Consider the following 15,196-nt stretch of genomic DNA (forward strand, 5'->3'; position numbering starts at 1 on the left):
ATGTTGATGGGCTTTGAGGCGGTCATGCGGCCTCCCTGTCAGCCCAATCCAGGCCGAGTTGACGTGGGATCTGAACCCGCACGAAGATGTCTTTGACGGCCAGACGATGGGCCAATTCGTAGGCTGCAGCCGCGCCCCCGAACTTCGGATCATTGTCACCGAAGATATAGACCTCGGTCACACCTTCGGGCGGGAGCCACTTGGCCATCAGGGTCGAGTTGATTGCGGCCCACACCGGTATCTGGAAACGCTTGGCCGCCCCGAGTGCAGTTTCAATGCCCTCTGCAATACCCAGCTTCTCACCGTGTGGTGCCAGGCGCACGGCACTGCCTGCAGGAAGGTCTCCGGGCATCATGGCGCGCGGTTTGTCTATGTCTGCCTTGCCGTTCGGGCCAAGGAAGGTGCGGTGAATGTTGACCGGCTTGCCGTCGAGGCCAGTAACAAGCGCCAGCATCGCCGGCAGCTTCAACGGGCTATCGGGGACAGGGCACGACGACGAGAAACGAAGGCACCCGAGAGAGGCCGGAAGCGGTAGGTCGCGGCCCGCAAGATAGCTGGCGACCGCGTCGCCTTCGCGAACAGGCGCACCACCCATCCACAGCGTGTTCAGCATAGCCCTGCGGCGTTCCGGTGCCATAGCCGGGCGCGCCTGTTCTGCGCTCACGTTGCCGATGACCTGATCAATCTCGTTCGCGGCCCGCTTGAAGTCCCAACCCTTCAAGCGCAGCAGGAAGTCGAAGCCCTTCCCGGCGCCACATTGCGAGCAATAGAAACTCCCTTCGCCCTTGTTGTCGAAGCGAAAGCGATCCTTGCCGCCGCAGAATGGACAGGGGCCGTGCTTGCCGGTGAGAAACTCATCGGGCACACCGAGAGCGAGAAGGATTCCCTTCCACTTGTTGCGCGCTGCATCGATCGTTTTCATCGTGCCGACCTCCGCTTTGCGAAGGCAATTCGGCGCGAACGCTCATAGCCGAGGAAGGCGCCATCAGGCTGAACCGGGCCGTCGTGCAAGCCCTTCGGCCATACGCCGAACCTCTCGCGATAGAGCGCCTTGGCGAGCTTGCCGCCCTTGCCTCGCTCCATGTCGACGTAGCGTGCCATCGACCAGAAGCGCTGCTTGGCGGCCATGTCAGCCTTGGTCGGCTTTCCGCGCATTTCGACAAGCTCGCCAGCCTCAACTTCGACATCGGATTGCCGCTCCGGCGCGAAACCGCAGCCTGGGCAGCGGTGAACCTTTGCCGGCTTGAGCAGGCCACACGAGCCGCACTCCTTGGGCATCGGCTCGCCCTTTTCGGATTTAGTCTGTTGCTTGGCTGACGCTCCCGACAGGAGTTTCGGGTGGTGGATGTCCGTCACGAACCCGAGGCGGGCATGATTGTCGGCGTGATCGAGGATCAGGGCGTCCTCCTTGCCGGGCGCGGTTCGAAGGGCGCGGCCGATCATCTGGACGAACAACATCTCCGATCGCGTCGGCCGGGCCAGAACCACGCAGCGGACATCCGCGTCGACGCCCGTCGTCAGCGTGCCGATGTTGACGATCCCGGAGATTTCACCCCGAGCCATGCGCGCGAACAACAACTTGCGCTCGATCAGGTCGACGTGGGCGTCGCAATAGCCCATCCTGATCCCGGCTTCGGCAAACTGCTCCACCAACCGAGCCGCGTGGGCACGGTCCACCGCGAACACCAGCGTCGGCAGCCCTTTCGCCTTTGCCAGCCAAGTCTGCACGACATCGGCGACGATCGTGCGGCCGGACATCACCTCGCCAAGCTGATCCTGATTGTAATCCCCGGCGACAATCTTGACGCCCGACAGGTCAGGGTGGCTGGGCGCGAAAACGCGGAAGGGCGACAGGAAACTACGGCCGATCAGATCAGCCATCGTGACCGGGACGACCAGATCGTGCCACTCGTCGGCCATGCCGCGCGCCCAGGGCGTGGCTGACAACCCGACGAACACGGTGCGCGGGCAAGCGGCCATCCAATCGGACACGGCCTTGAACCGCATATGGCATTCGTCGACGATCACCACGTCGGCTTCGGGGCGGACGCGCTTGGCGAGCGACTGCACGGAGACGACCTGAACAGGCTGGGCGCGATTGGTGCGGGGGTGGCTGGCCTGGATCACGCCGATCGCGTCAACGCCCTGCCCCTCAAAGGCTTCGACGGTTTGATCGACGAGCGAGATTGCGGGCACCGTGAAGGCGACGCGGTTGCCCTTGCGCAGCGCCCCTCCGATGATTTCCGCCGCGGTTACGGTCTTCCCGGCCCCGGTGGGCATCTGGCAGACGATCCGTCGATTCCCTGCCAGCAAGGATTGCTTGATCAGGGTGATAGCATTTCGCTGGTGCTCGCGGAGTGCCTTGGGTTCGCTGCGGGTTGCGAACAGGTCTGAGCCGGTGAAGGCGGGGAGGCTGGCCATCAGCGGGCACCCCCGGCAATGATCGTCAGGCCGTCCCTCGTGTGCGTGTGTGCGTGAGGCTCCGAACCTCTCTTACCCTTCTCTTGGTAAAGGAGGTTATTACCTACACCTTCACCACCACCCGCGTGTGGTTGAACGGCCGTTGCATCGTCCGTTGAACGGCCGTTGGATTTCCGTGCCTCAGCCGATGCACGACCGGCAGCAGATTTTTGAGCTATGTTGCGACGCGCCTTCGTCAGTTCGGAGGCTGTTTCGGGGCGCGTGATCCGGCCTTGAGCGATAGTGCAGTCAGCGAGCAAGGTGGGGCGCATGGCCTGCCATTGCCGCACGGTGAGTTTCAGTTCTTTGGCGATGGCCTTGTCATCGTCGGCAATCGACCCATCATGCTCCCAGAGCAGCATGAGAAGATAGTTTAGCGCACTATGCTCGACATGCGATAAGGTGCCCGCACGCGCGCGGGCGTCCTTGATGAACACCGGCATCCAAAGCGCAACACTGGGTTTCGGGGCACTCATGCCGCGTCCTCCATTTTCGAGATGATGTCAGCGACGATCGGCTTGATGATTTCGCCGATGGGACGCGCTTCTCCGGTTGGCTTGGCAGCCTGCTGCACAAGCACGCGGGCGCCATCGATTCCGGGGACGCGCTCGATTTCCATACGGTCGATCCAGCGATCATCGGGGAAGTTGGGGATGGTCTGCACCAGAAGGTCGGTGAGAGCCTTTTCGCGGTTGGCGATGTCCCCGGTGTAGTTCAGGCCCAGATGATAGGTGACGATCAGGTGGGGTTCGAACTTCGGCGATCCCTGGGCGCGCCACGCGGCGCGTAGAACCGCAGATGCGCCTTCCTGCCACGCCTTGTAGGGCTTGGACTTGACGCGGCCCCTTTTGGGCACGTTGTTCGTCAGCGCCGACAGCGCGGGAGGCATAGGGAGCGTGACAGCAAAAACGTTCATGCGATCATCCCCAGGGCGTGCATGGCGCGCTCAAGAGCCATGCTTTCCATCTTGGTGAGGGGGCGTGATTGCGATGCGGCGTTGAGACGGTCGAAGGTGTCGCGAGCGACCGTAACCCCGGCATGGCGGCGAAACTGATGCGTCGCCGCCTTCGCCGACATGCGAAAGACACGGCCGATCATGCGCCAGGACAAGCCGCAGCGGCGGAATGCCTGCATTACGCGAATATCAGCGTTCGACAGCTTACGGCGCTTGCGCGGCGGGGTTGCCGAAGCATTGCGAGCGGACGCCATTTGCGACGATCGGGCGCGAGCCTCAGGGGACCGGTTGTATTTCGCGAGATGTTCACCGCAGCCAGCCACCGCGGAGATGGGTGTCTGTGCGTTCATGCTACTTGCTCCAGATCGGTGGATTTCCAATCGAGCCAACCGAGGACCGGCGGTCCCTCGTGGCCGTGTTCCCAGACGAACCATGCGAAGGCGATCACGCCGTGGCCGTCGCCAGCTTCGGAGAGGCGCCCGCGCTGCATCGGCACCCGGCGCGACATGATCCACACGCGCGCAAGCGGGGTGTTGGGGAACCACTGTCCGCGTTCGACGCCCTCAAGGAAGGCGAGGCGAAGGAACATGGCGACCTTGCCGGTGGTCAGTTCCAACGCCTTCGCCGTGAACTCGGCCGCCATCTTGAACGGAGGGTTCGTCACGATGTTGGGCGCGCGGGGCTGCCACTCCATCAGGAAGTCGATACGCGATTCACCGAAGCCACGATCGACGAGATCGGAGGAAATCACCTCATGGCCGGCCGCCTGCAGGACGCGGGACATGTCCCCTTCGCCACAAGCGGGCTCCCAGATAGCGCCGTCGAACTGCTCCACCTGCAGCAGCGCAGCGGTCGCGCCCGGGTGTGTGGGATAGAAGTCATCGACCTCGCGATTTTCATAGTCGACCGTCTGGGCGGTGACGTAGGAGACAGACCCGCCCATCAGTCGTTCGCCCGCAGAGCCGAGAGACGCTGGCGGAGGGCTTCGATCCCGCGCGCTGCATCGTCGAGCGCCTTCGATCCGATGGCCTGCAGTTCGTCGTCGTCGACCTTGCCGTCATCGAGCAGGGTGAGGGAAAGGAGGTGGGCGAGGTGGAGCAGCTTGGCGAGGCGTTCGTTGTCGGTCATGTCCTCGCTATCGAGTGGGACAGACTTGACGCCGATCATGGCGAGGACGTCGGCGCCGAACCGGCCATTCCACTCCCGAAGGCCGAGCAGAAAGGACGTGAAGCCCATCTCCGCTGTGCCCTTGGCATATTGCGACGCCTGATCTTCTGAGCGTCCGAGGACGCGGCCCACATCCTTCCACGTCAGGCCGTCAGCCTCGCGGATCGCAGCGAGCGATTCCCCAAGCGTGTCGACCGCGTCAGAAACGGCGAAAGTGCGCCGCTTGCCGTGGATTCCCGGTTGTGCGGTCACTTATCGAAGCTCCCATGATGAAAGCCCGAACCGCCCTCATTCTGGTCACGCGCCGATGCTTCCTGCTGATCGAGGCGGGTCGCGAGGATCGAGCAGTCAGCCGACAGGAGGTCGCGGTGACGATGGGGGGAGAGAGCCTGAGACTGGTGGATGCGGTTCAGCCAGAGGCCGAGCGTGACTGCGGTAAGAGGGGCAGCGATCGCGTAGGCGATGGCGCAGGTGGCGAGCGTGTTCATGCCGGGAGCGCCCCCGCGATCGGGAGGCTTTGAACCGAGATGAAGCGGAGCGGCGTGGAGCCGTGGTGAGCGTTGAGGCGGAAGCTGGGCGACTGGCCGGGGCGGCGCTCGATGTATCCGCGCTCCTCAAGGGCCGTCAGATGGCCAGCGACCGACCAGCGGCGCGTGATGCCCATGCGCTTTGCCATTTCCACCATCGTGACGGTCGGATCAGCGCGCAGGATCGCGAGCAGTTCGGCTTGGCGGGGAGTGAGGCCGATCATGCTGCGGCCGAGGTGCGCGCGTCCGTCGCGAATAGATGCGACTTGCCTTGGTCGCGAGCCACGAGCCGCAGATGCGCCATGCGCGAGGCCGGTATCCCGTTCTTTCGCCAACTGTGGACGGTCGAAACGGGAGCCTCAGTCAGGCGCGCTACAGCACTGGTGCCGCCGAGGCCGTCGATGATGTGGGTCGCTTGCTGGTCCATGCTCGCAATATGCGATAGTCGCAATGCGATCGCAAGCAAATAGTTGCGATAATCGCGTTTGCGATAGTCGCATCGCTGTGGCCTATGGCGCTATGGCAACAAACGATGGACTGCGCCCGGAAGCCCGAGAAATCTTTGCCGCTATGGAGCAGCAAGGAAGGTCACAGCGCGACTTGGCTGCAGCACTCGGCATTGACGCCGACATGGTTTCAAAGGTCAAAAAAGGGATCCGGCAATTCAAAGGGCCCGAACTGCTGGCGGCCCGGCGCTTCCTCAGTCTCGGCGAGGCCGGCGCTGAGGTTCGCACGCTCGGCATGCACGAGGCGCCCGACCGCCCCCTGATCGTCACGACGTCGACGGCAGACGGCGCGGTCGAAATCCGCCAGCTCGATCTTTCTTATTCGATGGGGCCGGGGGCAACGCCCGAAGACTTCCCCGAGGAAACGCCGGTCCTGTTCGATCCGAACTTCCTCCGCACGATCACGCGCGCGCCGACGCACCGGCTGTATGTCGCGCGGGGCGATGGCGATTCGATGTTTCCTACACTGATCAATGACGACCAGGTGCTTGTCGACACGACGCAGAACACGATCGGCCAGCAGGATCGGATCTGGGCGTTGAGCTATGACGGCGCCCACATGATCAAGCGGCTGCGCAGGGCAGGGAAGGGGAGGATCAAGATCATCTCCGATAACACCACCGTGCCGATGGATGAGGTAGACGAAGCCGATCTGCGCATCTTCGGGCGCGTGATCTGGGTTGGCCGAAGAGTATAAGGGGAGGGTGCATGTCGTTTCGACCGGAGATGATTGGGGACATTTCTAGGCCCACAGGCGGGTTCGCTATCATGGCGGGCGCGATCTTGTTCTTTATCGCCATCGCGGCGGCGGTCTTGGGCTTCACTGTCCCGGTGGACCAGCGGTATATTGGCGACGGCGTTTATGTGCCCGACCAACAGCAGGCTGCATTCCGCTTTTTCGCGCTGGTCATTGCGGGCTCTGGGCTTTCCGTCAGCATCTTCCTGTTAGGGCTGGGCTTCATCCTGCGAGCCTTGTGGTTTTTGCCATCGCGCCCGCTCGATGCTGCTCCGACGAAGCAAGTAGATCTATACGAAGCGCAATATTGATCACGAAGACGAATGGCCCAGCGGCATGATGCGCGCCCCAGAGGGATGGGAGTAGGCCTCGGTCATTGTGGAGGGTTCGAAGTCGTTGAAATCGACTGGCTGCAGCGTCCCGTCTTTTTCCTCCACAATGATGAAACGTCGCCAACCGTCGCCCACGGCCATAGTCTTCAATTCAGCGAGTGTGAAAGTGTGGCCGCATTTCGGGCATGGCTTGGGGAAGGGATCGGACATGGCTAATCGTATCCTCGAAGGCACCGGCGAGGTAATCGCCAACGGGCAGAGTCTGGGAATGGCTGACTATCGAATGGTCGCGGTTCAAGATCGCTTCGGCAAAAAGGCTGATGGGACACTGACGTTCCACGATCCCAGCATTCCCGCCTTCGAAAGCCACTTCCTGACTATCCGCCTGAATGATGAGATAAGTTTCGAAGTAGCCGTTACCGCCGTCACCAACGGCACGATCCATATCGGCAACAACGGGCCTATGCCGGGGTTGTGAGGGCAACATGCCCCTCCGCACTCTCTCCCTCGACGTCGTAGGCGCGGATCATCCGAACCGGCGCCCATCGAAGCAGGGCAAGATACCGCGGCGATACGAGATCCAGCTTTGCGAGCCCGGCGAGCCGGTTCACCTTGAGCTTGAGCCGGACAACCCCGTCGACCCGAACGCCGTGCGCGTCCTGTCCGCGCGCAACATCCAGATCGGCTATATCCGCCACGAGCGATCGATGCTGATCAGCGGCTACATCCGCGACGCCCTCGAAATCGTGGGCATATTCCAGCGCGCTACCGAGTGGGGCGCGATCATCCGCATATCCACCGATGGCAGCGTACCCGACCTGCCGCCTCCGCCGCCACCGCGCGCCGCCGAATCGCGCGCGTATGTCGATGACGATCCCGGCTTCTATCCCGACGAGGAATGGCCAGACTGAACGAGTTGCGATAAAATGCGATAGTCGCAATTTTATGCGTTGACATCGCATTGCGATAATCGCATACCTCTCCCCACACCACCTGATCAGCCCATCGGCTCGAAGACAGTGGTGAGGGAGATACGTCAGTGCTTCACACCAACCCCACTCGCCGGATGCCTTCGGAGCATTCGCTTCGCCGCGCGGCCGAACGGCTCGGTGGCACGCCGACCCTTGATGAGATCATCGCGGAAGCCTTCCGCCACAAGGATGAGCTTTTCGCCCGGTATAAGGCCGGGGAGTTCATGGGCTCGGCCGCTTACGGCTCGGGGAAGATCAAGCCGCTCGAATTGAGCGACGCGCAGCGCGAGCTTTCGGGGATCAACCTTCCGGCGCGGCTCGATCGCATCGCTGAAGCCCGGAAGGTGGCGGCATGAACGCGCTCGTCGCCATCGACACCGGCCTGCCGGTTCGCACCCTTCGGGATGTCGCGCTCGACCTGTCGGGCGTCAAGGCCCGCCTCGCTGTCCACTACGGACGGGTTGGCGATCCCACCGACGCGCAGGACGCGGACTGGTCCGACCTCGAAGATCAGAAGCTCGCGCTCGAAGCCGAGTTCATCGCGATCTTCTACGTCAGCACCGGCATGCGCTGGTCTCATGCAACGCAGGTGATGGCATGACCCGCTACGCCACCATCTGGCGCGCGGACAGCCCGCTCGCTCGCTGCGCCCGCTGCGGCACCCAGCAGCAGTTTCACGGCCAGCCCGGTCGCGGTTGCGATGCCTTCCGCGCTGAGACGGCGTTCGACGTCGACCCGGCCGATCTGACAACCCGAGACCTTATCCGGCACCACGCCGACACGACGGGCGAGCGCCGCGCCGCATGTCGCGCTGAGATCAGCGACCGGATCAAAAACGAGTTTGGCCTGTCGTTTGACGATCTGGCCCTTGAGATGGGAGAGGTTGCATGAGCGACATTCAGCCCGGCCACACTGTCTATGATCGCAGCGGCCTGACCTATGAGTTTGTCGAGGCGCTTAGCAATAACCGCGCTCTTGTGCGTCCTATCCTTCGCGTCTGGACGTATGAAGGCGGGGAAGAAGATGCGCCTGCCGAAGCGGTGGAAATCGTCAGCATGGGCGACATTTCCCGCACAAAGCCCATCGCGTCGATCGATGCGGAGATTTCTTTAGCCGCGGACAAGCTGGCCTCTATCCGAGCCGAAATCCGCGAGGCCGAAGCGGGGCTGTCGGCGGCACAGAAGTCGGCCGTCGAACGCATTACCAAACTTCAGAAGTTCAACGGCCTTGAGCGGCTTGAGGACTATCTCGATGGCGCCATCACGCACTTCGTGGTGCAGGATCCCTATTACAACAAGGTCAGTGTCAAAACTTTCGAAGAGTTTGCGGCGCACACGGATGATCGCGGTCGCGCAACCGGTGAAATCAAGCTCCTTTGCCTGTTCGGAAGCACGAAGGACTACTGGCGCGCGCAGCAGTTGCCCTCGGTCGAGTGGCGGATGAACCACTATTACGACGGCTCGGGTTCGTGGACGAAATGCCAGCCCGCATGCTCTGAAGAAGAAGCCGTATTGGTCGCCAAGGAATGGCTCAAGAGTGCCTTCGATGCATATCTGATTGATACCGGCGACAAGAGGCCTTGGTTGATGGAAGGGCCAATCCAGTCGGCTGAAAAGCTGGACATTGAAGTCCCGCAACAGCTTCTGGCCGACCTCAAGGCTCACAAAGGCAAGGCCGCCGCCGCCAACGTTGAAAAGGCGAGAAAGGCTTTGGCCGAGGCGGAAGCGCTCGCATCGACGGGAGGGGCGGCATGATCGCCACCGCTTTCTGCGTCGGCCTCTTCGTCACGATCCTGATCATCTCGCTCGGGACCGTCGCCCTCGGCATCCGCTCCAACAAGACCCTCTGGCTTCGTGCCTATGGGATCGACTCCCCTCGTAGCGCGCACCTGCCCCCCCCGTGCGCTACGACCGCCTGCTCGGTCACGGTTCTCCGTGATGAGGCGGCCACTCCCTCCGCTGACGAGCAGGCGGAGATTGGGAGTGCCGCAGCATGAACGACATGACCAAGCTCATGGAGTCCGGCGCGGTGCAGACCGTTGGCCAGATCATCGGCGACGATCCCTTCGTCGAAGTCGTGGAGCGGTGCGAGCCTGCGCGCCTGGACGATGCCCCGGCTTTCCCTGAACCCGGCATCTACTTCGGGATGGACGACGAAGCCTATCACGCGATCGAGGCGTGCAGCGCTACCCGGCTCAAGAAGCTGGCGGTTTCGAGCATGGACATGTGGGGCGAAAGCAATCTGAACCCCGATCGCGAGGTCGACAATTCCCCGTTCAAGGCGCTCGGCAAGGCATATCACAAGCGGATCGTGGAAGGCCCGGAAGCATACGCCGCAGCCTATGCGATCGACCTCGACAAGCGCGACTATCCCAAGGCGCTCGTCTCGTCGGATGAAATCAAGCACGCGATCAGGGAGGCTGGCTTCAAGCCGCTCGGCCGGATCACCGAGGAAGGTGGCCTGAACCGCGCCGCGCGCAAAGAGGACTGGATCCGCCAGCTGCTCGACATCGCGCCCGAGACCGATATCTGGGACGATATGGTCGCGCGCCACGAAGCCGCCACCAAGGGCAGGGCGCAAATCTCCGCCAAGCAGCATAGGCGGATCGAAATCGCCGCGCGGATGATCGAGCGCGACCCTGATCTGTCGAAGGCTTTCGCCGGTGGCCACCCCGAAGTCGCCGTCTTCTGGTATTGCGCCCGCACCGGTGCGCCGATGAAGGCGAAGCTCGACTATCTTAAGCTCAAGGCGATCGTCGACCTCAAGTCGTTCAGCAATTCCGTAGGGCGTCCGGTCGATCGGGCCATCGACTTCGCGATCAGCGGCCAACGCCACTTCATGGGCGTCATTATCTATCGTGAGGCGGTCGCGACAGCGAAGACGATGATCGCCGCGACCGATGGCGCGTGCGTGTTCAGCGCAGACGGCGCCGACGAGGCAATCCATGCCGATCGCGTGGCATGGGCGCGCAAGCTGGCGGCCCAGACCGAACCGCCCGTTTGCCTGTGGGTCTATCAGCAGACCGGAAGCGCACCCGTCACACGCGGCCGCATCATGCCTGTCGGGACCGTGTTCACGATCACCGAAGGCGCGATCCAGGCGCTCAAGCGGAAATACGTCGCCTGCACCAAGGCGTTCGGCACCGATCCGTGGATCGACGTCGCCCCCATTCGCGAGACTGCCGACGAGGATGTCCCGCAGTCCGCCACCGACTTCGGAGCATAATTCATGACCGACGAAACCACTGACCCCAAGGCCGCCGCCCGCGCCGCCGCGCGCGAGGCTCTGATCGAGGAGTTCGGGCTGGATGAGGTTGTGCGCCTCGAAGGCATCCGGGCCGATCAGGGGGCGGACGCGGCGAACGAGGAAGTGCGTCGCCTGCGCGATGCGCGTGAGGCCCAGCTTCCCGCCGTCCAGCAGCAGCGCGTCGAATTGGTCGCGACCGAGGGCGGTTACATCGTCCCGCGCTCGATGGACGAAGCCTATCGCTACGCAGTCGCGGTCGTTCATGCGAAGCTCGCCCCTGACAGCTACGGCAATGAGCCCGATAAGGTGATGCTCGGCATTGCCGCCGCAATGGAGGCTGGCCTTCCGCCGCTCTATGGCCTGCGCCAGATCGCGATCATTCAGGGCCGACCGACCATCTGGGGCGACGCCGCAATCGCGCTGGTGCAGTCGAAGAACCTTCTGACCGGCAACACCAAGGAGAAGATCGGGACCATCCCCGCGCCGGGAACCCCGATCAATGAATGGGCGGACGACTACGGATTCCGGGTGAGCCTGTCCCGCCGCCACCAGACCGATCCCTATGTCGGCGAGTTCACCGTAGGCGACGCCAAGCGCGCAAAGCTGTGGATGAACACCCGCAAGGTTCCGTGGATCGAGCATCCCGACCGCATGCTGTTCAACCGCGCGCGGGGTTGGGCGCTTCGTGATGGGTTCGCCGACGCGCTCGCCGGCCTCGCACTGCGCGAGGAAGTCGAGGACATGCACGGCGAGGACAAGCCGGCCCAGATCAGCACCGCGTTCCTTGACGACGATGCGGACCAGCAGCCCGAAGCGAATGCGGCGGAGGCGGCCTGATGTTCCCCGCACGTATCGATCGCAAGAGCCACCGCGAGGATGTCGGCAAGCGTTCGCCTGCCCACCGTGCTTTCGTCCGGACCCACGCTTGTTGCGTCTGCAGCAGCCAGGTCGCGATCGAGTGCGCCCATGTCCGCACCGGAACCGATGGCGGCATGTCGATGAAGCCGTCAGATCGTTGGTGCATCTCGCTCTGTCGCGATCATCATGCGGAGCAGCACCAGATCGGCGAACCGGCCTTCGAGAAGAAGCACGGCATCGACATGAAGGCGCTCGCTCGCGAGTTCGTAAATCGTTCGCCCAAGCGTTCGATGCTTGAGCAGATGGGCGCGACTGCGGACGTCGCCGCAACGGACGTTCCCTACTGATGTTCGCCGTCCACAATCTCTGGAGCCCGGTCACGTCGATCGACGCCGCCGGCACTTACACCCATGACGGGATAGCCCGGATCAAGGCGGGTGCGCCTCTGTTCACGGCGGAGAGCTTCGATGAAGCGGAGGAGTGGCGCCAGCGCGAGTTGGCGAAGGTGCTGGCGCGATGACCCGGATCGACGCATGGGTCGGGCGGACGCTGTTCGTCCCGCTGATCATCCGCCTGTGTCAGCTGACTGGCATGACGCAGTATGCGGTGTCCAATTACGCTTGGGTCGCCGCCGGGCTTACGATGGTCGCGCGGCTCAAGTTCGACAATGGCTGGGCGATCGCCTGGGCGGTCTTCGTGATGGCATTTGTCCTGATCGACGTCATCATCGGCGGTCTTTTCCCCAACCTCAGCCGTGGGGGAAGCCCTTTCATCCGCAAGTTCGTTCTTGCGCTGCTGCTGATCTTCGGCCCGCTGGACGCGCTCGAGTGGGCGCTGGGCGGCCATAAGCCCAACCCGCTGATCTACGCCTGGAACTTCTTCGCCCTGCTCGCCGAGTACGCGAAGACCATCAAGACGATCCCGCCGCTGGAAAAGCGGAAGAGCAAGGCCTTGGAGGCGCGAGCATGACGCCCGCCAAGCCCCTCCCGCCCTCCTGGTGCATCGCCCCCTATCTCTGGCCCGCAACGTCACAGGCAAGAGCGTCCCTCACGCCGCCTAGCCCCGTCCGGTCCATCCTCGAACGTATGAAGGAGAAGGCAAGGTGAGCGAACCTCACGACTGTTTCGCCAAAGTCGATGCGATGCTTGCCGAGCGCAACACGCGGCTGACGTTCCCGATTGTGTTCAGCGAAGACATGCGGCGTAAGCCGATGATCGTCACCGAGCAGATTGAGACGGGGCGCGGCAAGAAGAAGGCTGTCGGCATGTTCGCGACCTTTTGCCCGTTCTGCGGCGCGTCGCTTGCCAAGGCTTCGGCCTCGTGACCGCCCCTACCTCCGCTGGGGTGGCTCAGCCTGTCCGCGTGCAGCTTTCGCGACGCAAGGGCTGGCGGATGCCGCCGAACACTGTGAAGGTCGACCGATCGACGCGCTGGGGCAACCCCTTCGTCATTGGCGGCGGGCCGATGGGGCGTCACGCTCTCGACCATGAGGGCGCTGTCGGTTTTTTCCATGCCATGCTCAGCGATCCCGAACTGCGCGCGGCGGCTGAATATCCTAGCGACGAACGCATCCGCGCCGAACTGGCTGGTCGCAATCTGGCGTGCTGGTGCGCGGGGAAGTTTTGCCACGCCGATGCCCTTCTTGAACTCGCCAACGGAGGTAGCAATGCCGGATGATCTGATGGCGCTGGCGGAGCGCGTGGAAGGGCTGAGCGGGCCGGATCGGGAGGTGGATGCGGACGTCGCGCTCACTCAGGGTTGGCATGAGTGCAACGGAGATAACTGGATCGGCCCGCGCGGTGAAATCGTTGTGCCCCACTACACCGCCTCGCTCGACGTGGCCATGACACTTGTGCCGGAGCCAAGGAAGTGGTCGATCACCGCTGGCCATTATGGCGACTGGCAAGCGTGCGTGTGGGCGATCGACGATTTTCAGCTCGACTGGCACAGCGCCGCAACCCCCGCGCTCGCTCTAACCTCCGCTGCACTCAAAGCCCGCGCCCGCGCCAGCCAGAGCGGGGTGGCGTCGTCATGAGCTTCGCGACGGAAAGCAACATCAAAGCGGTTCGCAAAGCGCGTCGGTGCTTCGGATGTTCGGTTACGATCGAGGTGGGTGAACCGGCGGTTAGTTCTGTCGGCATGTCCGATGGCGACTTCTACGCCAATACCTATCATCCCGACTGCCGAGAAGCCGAAATCGCGCTGAACCGCCTCCGCGAGACGGGTTGGGTGGACGACTGGTCCTGCCTCTACGACATCGAATGGGAGGACTGGCGTTGGCTTGTCGAGGAATGGCCGGCCGTTGCCGCTCGTAAGGGGATCACGCTCGCCAAGGTTGAGGAAACCGAGGCTGAACATGCCGCCATGTGGCAGCGGATGAGGGAGCGCGCGAAATGACCGACCCCACGATCGCGGCGCTTGCCGGGAAGCTGACGGAGGCGAAGCGCGCGTGGCTGCTCAACCCCGGCTATATTGATCCCAATTCCGTTCGGTCTCTTCGGCGCAAGGGGTTGCTTCACGAGCGCCAGCGCGGACTGACCGAGCTTGGTCGCAAGTGCGCCCACCACCTCCGCACTCAGGGAGGGGTGTGATGGCCTACTTGCTCCTCCGCTCTAGCTCGCGCTCGACAGCTTCGCGAATGAAGTCCGACCGCTTCTCATTGCCGGTCAGCGCCGCGTCGATGCGCGCCAACGTTCCGTCGCGAAAGCGTGCTGGCGTCTGCTCGCCGTTGATCCTCGGTCGTCCCACACCGGCGCGGATATCGGATATCACTTTTTCTGCCAAGCCTGCCATTTTGTTGATATCACCTATTGACCGTGTAAATGATATCTCCTATTTAGATGATATCAGATACGGAGGCAAGAGCATGACGAACACCCTCACCATCATCGGCTACGAAATGGACGATCATTGCTCGCACTGTGGCCGCAAGCTTGTCCACTGTGTCGACACCGCCGAGATGGGGTTAATCGGTGCCGACTGCTTCAACAAGCTGATCAAGGCGAACACCAAAAAGTATAGCGGTAACGGCAAGCCCGGTGCCTCGTTGGTCCGCGATATGGCCAAGCTTCGGGATCGCGTCAGCGACGCGGGGCTGAGCAGCTATGGTCGCCATCCCAACCACTTCGTCTTCGAGGTGGCGGCGTGAGCCGGGCAAATCATTGCTGTCTGTGTGGGGCGCAGCGCCGCCCTACACACAAGCCATCCGAAAGCTTCGGAAACGATAGCCGTGTGCTCATGATGGATGAGCATCGCCCAATGCTACCCGGTCGCTGGGAGCAACGACCGCAGATGATTGCCAGTGTCATGCTTTACCGGAATGGCGGCACGGCACCCGGAGAGACGCACATTTGCGACGACTGCTTCATCGTCGGCCTGCGTCACGTCAAGGACTTCGTCGTTCAGTCTCTTGCCGCTCTGGAGCAATCAGCATGACCC

32 protein-coding genes are annotated in these 15,196 nt (G+C 62.8%); 21 read left to right on the top strand and 11 right to left on the bottom strand.

The window, feature by feature from the left end; all coding sequences use genetic code 11:
• Window positions 1–22 precede the first annotated feature (22 nt).
• Genes EOD43_RS07580 through EOD43_RS24185 form a run of 10 tightly spaced genes read right to left on the bottom strand, consistent with a single transcriptional unit; the run spans window position 23 to window position 5,536 of the window.
• On the bottom strand, window positions 23–922 hold the full coding sequence (locus tag EOD43_RS07580) for a DUF7146 domain-containing protein (RefSeq protein WP_127742600.1): 900 nt from the start codon (window positions 920–922) through the stop codon (window positions 23–25).
• A complete protein-coding gene (locus EOD43_RS07585; protein WP_127742603.1) occupies window positions 919–2,421 on the bottom strand; it encodes a DEAD/DEAH box helicase in 1,503 nt (500 codons plus the stop codon). Before EOD43_RS07585 ends, EOD43_RS07580 begins: the two co-directional genes overlap by 4 nt.
• Window positions 2,421–2,936: a DUF1376 domain-containing protein gene (locus tag EOD43_RS07590; RefSeq protein ID WP_127742605.1), complete on the bottom strand. Its 516-nt coding sequence runs from the start codon at window positions 2,934–2,936 to the stop codon at window positions 2,421–2,423. Before EOD43_RS07590 ends, EOD43_RS07585 begins: the two co-directional genes overlap by 1 nt.
• Entirely contained in the window at window positions 2,933–3,376 is a 444-nt protein-coding gene (locus EOD43_RS07595; RefSeq protein WP_127742607.1) for a hypothetical protein, read from the bottom strand. Before EOD43_RS07595 ends, EOD43_RS07590 begins: the two co-directional genes overlap by 4 nt.
• Entirely contained in the window at window positions 3,373–3,765 is a 393-nt protein-coding gene (locus tag EOD43_RS07600; protein ID WP_127742609.1) for a hypothetical protein, read from the bottom strand. The genes EOD43_RS07595 and EOD43_RS07600 overlap by 4 nt, the downstream gene beginning before the upstream one ends.
• Entirely contained in the window at window positions 3,762–4,358 is a 597-nt protein-coding gene (locus EOD43_RS07605; RefSeq protein WP_127742611.1) for a hypothetical protein, read from the bottom strand. The genes EOD43_RS07600 and EOD43_RS07605 overlap by 4 nt, the downstream gene beginning before the upstream one ends.
• Window positions 4,358–4,834 carry a hypothetical protein gene (locus EOD43_RS07610; RefSeq protein ID WP_127742613.1) on the bottom strand — a complete coding sequence of 159 codons (477 nt, stop codon included), beginning with the start codon at window positions 4,832–4,834 and terminating at the stop codon, window positions 4,358–4,360. Before EOD43_RS07610 ends, EOD43_RS07605 begins: the two co-directional genes overlap by 1 nt.
• Complete coding sequence (locus tag EOD43_RS07615) at window positions 4,831–5,070, bottom strand: hypothetical protein (protein ID WP_127742615.1); 240 nt, start codon at window positions 5,068–5,070, stop codon at window positions 4,831–4,833. The genes EOD43_RS07610 and EOD43_RS07615 overlap by 4 nt, the downstream gene beginning before the upstream one ends.
• Complete coding sequence (locus EOD43_RS07620; RefSeq protein ID WP_127742617.1) at window positions 5,067–5,333, bottom strand: LexA family protein; 267 nt, start codon at window positions 5,331–5,333, stop codon at window positions 5,067–5,069. The genes EOD43_RS07615 and EOD43_RS07620 overlap by 4 nt, the downstream gene beginning before the upstream one ends.
• Window positions 5,330–5,536 (bottom strand): carph-isopro domain-containing protein, encoded by a 207-nt coding sequence (locus tag EOD43_RS24185; protein WP_127742619.1) that lies wholly within the window; start codon window positions 5,534–5,536, stop codon window positions 5,330–5,332. Before EOD43_RS24185 ends, EOD43_RS07620 begins: the two co-directional genes overlap by 4 nt.
• A 92-nt stretch (window positions 5,537–5,628) precedes the next feature.
• Between EOD43_RS24185 and EOD43_RS07630 the strand changes: the two genes are divergently transcribed.
• Both EOD43_RS07630 and EOD43_RS07635 read left to right on the top strand, forming a co-directional pair.
• Window positions 5,629–6,312, top strand: a complete 684-nt coding sequence (locus EOD43_RS07630) for a LexA family transcriptional regulator (RefSeq protein ID WP_164857151.1) — start codon at window positions 5,629–5,631, stop codon at window positions 6,310–6,312.
• A gap of 71 nt (window positions 6,313–6,383) precedes the next feature.
• A complete protein-coding gene (locus EOD43_RS07635) occupies window positions 6,384–6,662 on the top strand; it encodes a hypothetical protein (RefSeq protein WP_127742623.1) in 279 nt (92 codons plus the stop codon).
• Here EOD43_RS07635 and EOD43_RS07640 read toward each other — a convergent pair whose 3' ends face one another.
• On the bottom strand, window positions 6,663–6,893 hold the full coding sequence (locus tag EOD43_RS07640; RefSeq protein ID WP_127742625.1) for a hypothetical protein: 231 nt from the start codon (window positions 6,891–6,893) through the stop codon (window positions 6,663–6,665). It lies immediately after the preceding gene.
• Here EOD43_RS07640 and EOD43_RS07645 point away from each other — a divergent pair.
• The 19 genes from EOD43_RS07645 to EOD43_RS07730 all read left to right on the top strand — a co-directional run bounded on the left by EOD43_RS07645 (window position 6,892) and on the right by EOD43_RS07730 (window position 15,193).
• The gene (locus EOD43_RS07645; RefSeq protein WP_127742627.1) at window positions 6,892–7,161 is read left to right on the top strand and encodes a hypothetical protein; all 270 of its coding nucleotides are present in this window, start codon (window positions 6,892–6,894) and stop codon (window positions 7,159–7,161) included. The two genes, EOD43_RS07640 and EOD43_RS07645, sit on opposite strands and share 2 nt — an antisense overlap.
• Window positions 7,162–7,168: 7 nt before the next feature.
• A complete protein-coding gene (locus EOD43_RS07650) occupies window positions 7,169–7,594 on the top strand; it encodes an HIRAN domain-containing protein (protein ID WP_127742629.1) in 426 nt (141 codons plus the stop codon).
• A gap of 128 nt (window positions 7,595–7,722) precedes the next feature.
• Window positions 7,723–8,010 carry a hypothetical protein gene (locus EOD43_RS07655; RefSeq protein ID WP_127742631.1) on the top strand — a complete coding sequence of 96 codons (288 nt, stop codon included), beginning with the start codon at window positions 7,723–7,725 and terminating at the stop codon, window positions 8,008–8,010.
• The gene (locus EOD43_RS07660; protein WP_127742633.1) at window positions 8,007–8,255 is read left to right on the top strand and encodes a hypothetical protein; all 249 of its coding nucleotides are present in this window, start codon (window positions 8,007–8,009) and stop codon (window positions 8,253–8,255) included. The genes EOD43_RS07655 and EOD43_RS07660 overlap by 4 nt, the downstream gene beginning before the upstream one ends.
• On the top strand, window positions 8,252–8,545 hold the full coding sequence (locus EOD43_RS07665) for a hypothetical protein (RefSeq protein WP_127742635.1): 294 nt from the start codon (window positions 8,252–8,254) through the stop codon (window positions 8,543–8,545). Before EOD43_RS07660 ends, EOD43_RS07665 begins: the two co-directional genes overlap by 4 nt.
• Entirely contained in the window at window positions 8,542–9,408 is an 867-nt protein-coding gene (locus EOD43_RS07670) for a hypothetical protein (protein ID WP_127742637.1), read from the top strand. Before EOD43_RS07665 ends, EOD43_RS07670 begins: the two co-directional genes overlap by 4 nt.
• Entirely contained in the window at window positions 9,405–9,650 is a 246-nt protein-coding gene (locus EOD43_RS07675; protein WP_127742639.1) for a hypothetical protein, read from the top strand. The genes EOD43_RS07670 and EOD43_RS07675 overlap by 4 nt, the downstream gene beginning before the upstream one ends.
• A complete protein-coding gene (locus tag EOD43_RS07680; RefSeq protein WP_127742641.1) occupies window positions 9,647–10,879 on the top strand; it encodes a hypothetical protein in 1,233 nt (410 codons plus the stop codon). The genes EOD43_RS07675 and EOD43_RS07680 overlap by 4 nt, the downstream gene beginning before the upstream one ends.
• 3 nt (window positions 10,880–10,882) lie before the next feature.
• Window positions 10,883–11,737 (top strand): hypothetical protein, encoded by an 855-nt coding sequence (locus EOD43_RS07685; RefSeq protein ID WP_127742643.1) that lies wholly within the window; start codon window positions 10,883–10,885, stop codon window positions 11,735–11,737.
• Window positions 11,737–12,105 carry a DUF968 domain-containing protein gene (locus EOD43_RS07690; protein WP_127742645.1) on the top strand — a complete coding sequence of 123 codons (369 nt, stop codon included), beginning with the start codon at window positions 11,737–11,739 and terminating at the stop codon, window positions 12,103–12,105. Before EOD43_RS07685 ends, EOD43_RS07690 begins: the two co-directional genes overlap by 1 nt.
• On the top strand, window positions 12,105–12,278 hold the full coding sequence (locus EOD43_RS23610) for a hypothetical protein (RefSeq protein ID WP_164857152.1): 174 nt from the start codon (window positions 12,105–12,107) through the stop codon (window positions 12,276–12,278). Before EOD43_RS07690 ends, EOD43_RS23610 begins: the two co-directional genes overlap by 1 nt.
• The gene (locus EOD43_RS07695) at window positions 12,275–12,727 is read left to right on the top strand and encodes a hypothetical protein (RefSeq protein WP_127742647.1); all 453 of its coding nucleotides are present in this window, start codon (window positions 12,275–12,277) and stop codon (window positions 12,725–12,727) included. The genes EOD43_RS23610 and EOD43_RS07695 overlap by 4 nt, the downstream gene beginning before the upstream one ends.
• Before the next feature lie 133 nt (window positions 12,728–12,860).
• On the top strand, window positions 12,861–13,082 hold the full coding sequence (locus tag EOD43_RS07700) for a hypothetical protein (protein WP_206363503.1): 222 nt from the start codon (window positions 12,861–12,863) through the stop codon (window positions 13,080–13,082).
• A gap of 38 nt (window positions 13,083–13,120) precedes the next feature.
• Window positions 13,121–13,435 (top strand): DUF4326 domain-containing protein, encoded by a 315-nt coding sequence (locus EOD43_RS07705; RefSeq protein ID WP_276318199.1) that lies wholly within the window; start codon window positions 13,121–13,123, stop codon window positions 13,433–13,435.
• Window positions 13,425–13,793, top strand: a complete 369-nt coding sequence (locus EOD43_RS07710; RefSeq protein WP_127742651.1) for a hypothetical protein — start codon at window positions 13,425–13,427, stop codon at window positions 13,791–13,793. Before EOD43_RS07705 ends, EOD43_RS07710 begins: the two co-directional genes overlap by 11 nt.
• Window positions 13,790–14,155 carry a hypothetical protein gene (locus EOD43_RS07715; protein WP_127742653.1) on the top strand — a complete coding sequence of 122 codons (366 nt, stop codon included), beginning with the start codon at window positions 13,790–13,792 and terminating at the stop codon, window positions 14,153–14,155. Before EOD43_RS07710 ends, EOD43_RS07715 begins: the two co-directional genes overlap by 4 nt.
• Window positions 14,152–14,349: a hypothetical protein gene (locus tag EOD43_RS07720; RefSeq protein ID WP_127742655.1), complete on the top strand. Its 198-nt coding sequence runs from the start codon at window positions 14,152–14,154 to the stop codon at window positions 14,347–14,349. Before EOD43_RS07715 ends, EOD43_RS07720 begins: the two co-directional genes overlap by 4 nt.
• 47 nt (window positions 14,350–14,396) lie before the next feature.
• Window positions 14,397–14,906 (top strand): hypothetical protein, encoded by a 510-nt coding sequence (locus EOD43_RS07725; protein ID WP_164857154.1) that lies wholly within the window; start codon window positions 14,397–14,399, stop codon window positions 14,904–14,906.
• Window positions 14,907–15,049: 143 nt separating this feature from the next.
• Window positions 15,050–15,193, top strand: a complete 144-nt coding sequence (locus tag EOD43_RS07730; RefSeq protein WP_164857155.1) for a hypothetical protein — start codon at window positions 15,050–15,052, stop codon at window positions 15,191–15,193.
• Window positions 15,194–15,196: the final 3 nt, after the last annotated feature.

The sequence above is a fragment of the Sphingomonas crocodyli genome, from assembly GCF_004005865.1.
Taxonomy (GTDB): domain Bacteria; phylum Pseudomonadota; class Alphaproteobacteria; order Sphingomonadales; family Sphingomonadaceae; genus Rhizorhabdus; species Rhizorhabdus crocodyli.

Coding starts and splice junctions, on each gene's coding strand:
- EOD43_RS07580 (WP_127742600.1), bottom strand. CDS start 922: ATGAAAACGATCGATGCAGCGCGCAACAAGTGGAAGGGAATCCTTCTC.
- EOD43_RS07585 (WP_127742603.1), bottom strand. CDS start 2,421: ATGGCCAGCCTCCCCGCCTTCACCGGCTCAGACCTGTTCGCAACCCGC.
- EOD43_RS07590 (WP_127742605.1), bottom strand. CDS start 2,936: ATGAGTGCCCCGAAACCCAGTGTTGCGCTTTGGATGCCGGTGTTCATC.
- EOD43_RS07595 (WP_127742607.1), bottom strand. CDS start 3,376: ATGAACGTTTTTGCTGTCACGCTCCCTATGCCTCCCGCGCTGTCGGCG.
- EOD43_RS07600 (WP_127742609.1), bottom strand. CDS start 3,765: ATGAACGCACAGACACCCATCTCCGCGGTGGCTGGCTGCGGTGAACAT.
- EOD43_RS07605 (WP_127742611.1), bottom strand. CDS start 4,358: ATGGGCGGGTCTGTCTCCTACGTCACCGCCCAGACGGTCGACTATGAA.
- EOD43_RS07615 (WP_127742615.1), bottom strand. CDS start 5,070: ATGAACACGCTCGCCACCTGCGCCATCGCCTACGCGATCGCTGCCCCT.
- EOD43_RS07620 (WP_127742617.1), bottom strand. CDS start 5,333: ATGATCGGCCTCACTCCCCGCCAAGCCGAACTGCTCGCGATCCTGCGC.
- EOD43_RS24185 (WP_127742619.1), bottom strand. CDS start 5,536: ATGGACCAGCAAGCGACCCACATCATCGACGGCCTCGGCGGCACCAGT.
- EOD43_RS07630 (WP_164857151.1), top strand. CDS start 5,629: ATGGCAACAAACGATGGACTGCGCCCGGAAGCCCGAGAAATCTTTGCC.
- EOD43_RS07635 (WP_127742623.1), top strand. CDS start 6,384: ATGGCGGGCGCGATCTTGTTCTTTATCGCCATCGCGGCGGCGGTCTTG.
- EOD43_RS07645 (WP_127742627.1), top strand. CDS start 6,892: ATGGCTAATCGTATCCTCGAAGGCACCGGCGAGGTAATCGCCAACGGG.
- EOD43_RS07640 (WP_127742625.1), bottom strand. CDS start 6,893: ATGTCCGATCCCTTCCCCAAGCCATGCCCGAAATGCGGCCACACTTTC.
- EOD43_RS07650 (WP_127742629.1), top strand. CDS start 7,169: ATGCCCCTCCGCACTCTCTCCCTCGACGTCGTAGGCGCGGATCATCCG.
- EOD43_RS07660 (WP_127742633.1), top strand. CDS start 8,007: ATGAACGCGCTCGTCGCCATCGACACCGGCCTGCCGGTTCGCACCCTT.
- EOD43_RS07665 (WP_127742635.1), top strand. CDS start 8,252: ATGACCCGCTACGCCACCATCTGGCGCGCGGACAGCCCGCTCGCTCGC.
- EOD43_RS07670 (WP_127742637.1), top strand. CDS start 8,542: ATGAGCGACATTCAGCCCGGCCACACTGTCTATGATCGCAGCGGCCTG.
- EOD43_RS07675 (WP_127742639.1), top strand. CDS start 9,405: ATGATCGCCACCGCTTTCTGCGTCGGCCTCTTCGTCACGATCCTGATC.
- EOD43_RS07680 (WP_127742641.1), top strand. CDS start 9,647: ATGAACGACATGACCAAGCTCATGGAGTCCGGCGCGGTGCAGACCGTT.
- EOD43_RS07685 (WP_127742643.1), top strand. CDS start 10,883: ATGACCGACGAAACCACTGACCCCAAGGCCGCCGCCCGCGCCGCCGCG.
- EOD43_RS07690 (WP_127742645.1), top strand. CDS start 11,737: ATGTTCCCCGCACGTATCGATCGCAAGAGCCACCGCGAGGATGTCGGC.
- EOD43_RS23610 (WP_164857152.1), top strand. CDS start 12,105: ATGTTCGCCGTCCACAATCTCTGGAGCCCGGTCACGTCGATCGACGCC.
- EOD43_RS07695 (WP_127742647.1), top strand. CDS start 12,275: ATGACCCGGATCGACGCATGGGTCGGGCGGACGCTGTTCGTCCCGCTG.
- EOD43_RS07710 (WP_127742651.1), top strand. CDS start 13,425: ATGCCGGATGATCTGATGGCGCTGGCGGAGCGCGTGGAAGGGCTGAGC.
- EOD43_RS07715 (WP_127742653.1), top strand. CDS start 13,790: ATGAGCTTCGCGACGGAAAGCAACATCAAAGCGGTTCGCAAAGCGCGT.
- EOD43_RS07720 (WP_127742655.1), top strand. CDS start 14,152: ATGACCGACCCCACGATCGCGGCGCTTGCCGGGAAGCTGACGGAGGCG.
- EOD43_RS07725 (WP_164857154.1), top strand. CDS start 14,397: ATGAAGTCCGACCGCTTCTCATTGCCGGTCAGCGCCGCGTCGATGCGC.
- EOD43_RS07730 (WP_164857155.1), top strand. CDS start 15,050: ATGATTGCCAGTGTCATGCTTTACCGGAATGGCGGCACGGCACCCGGA.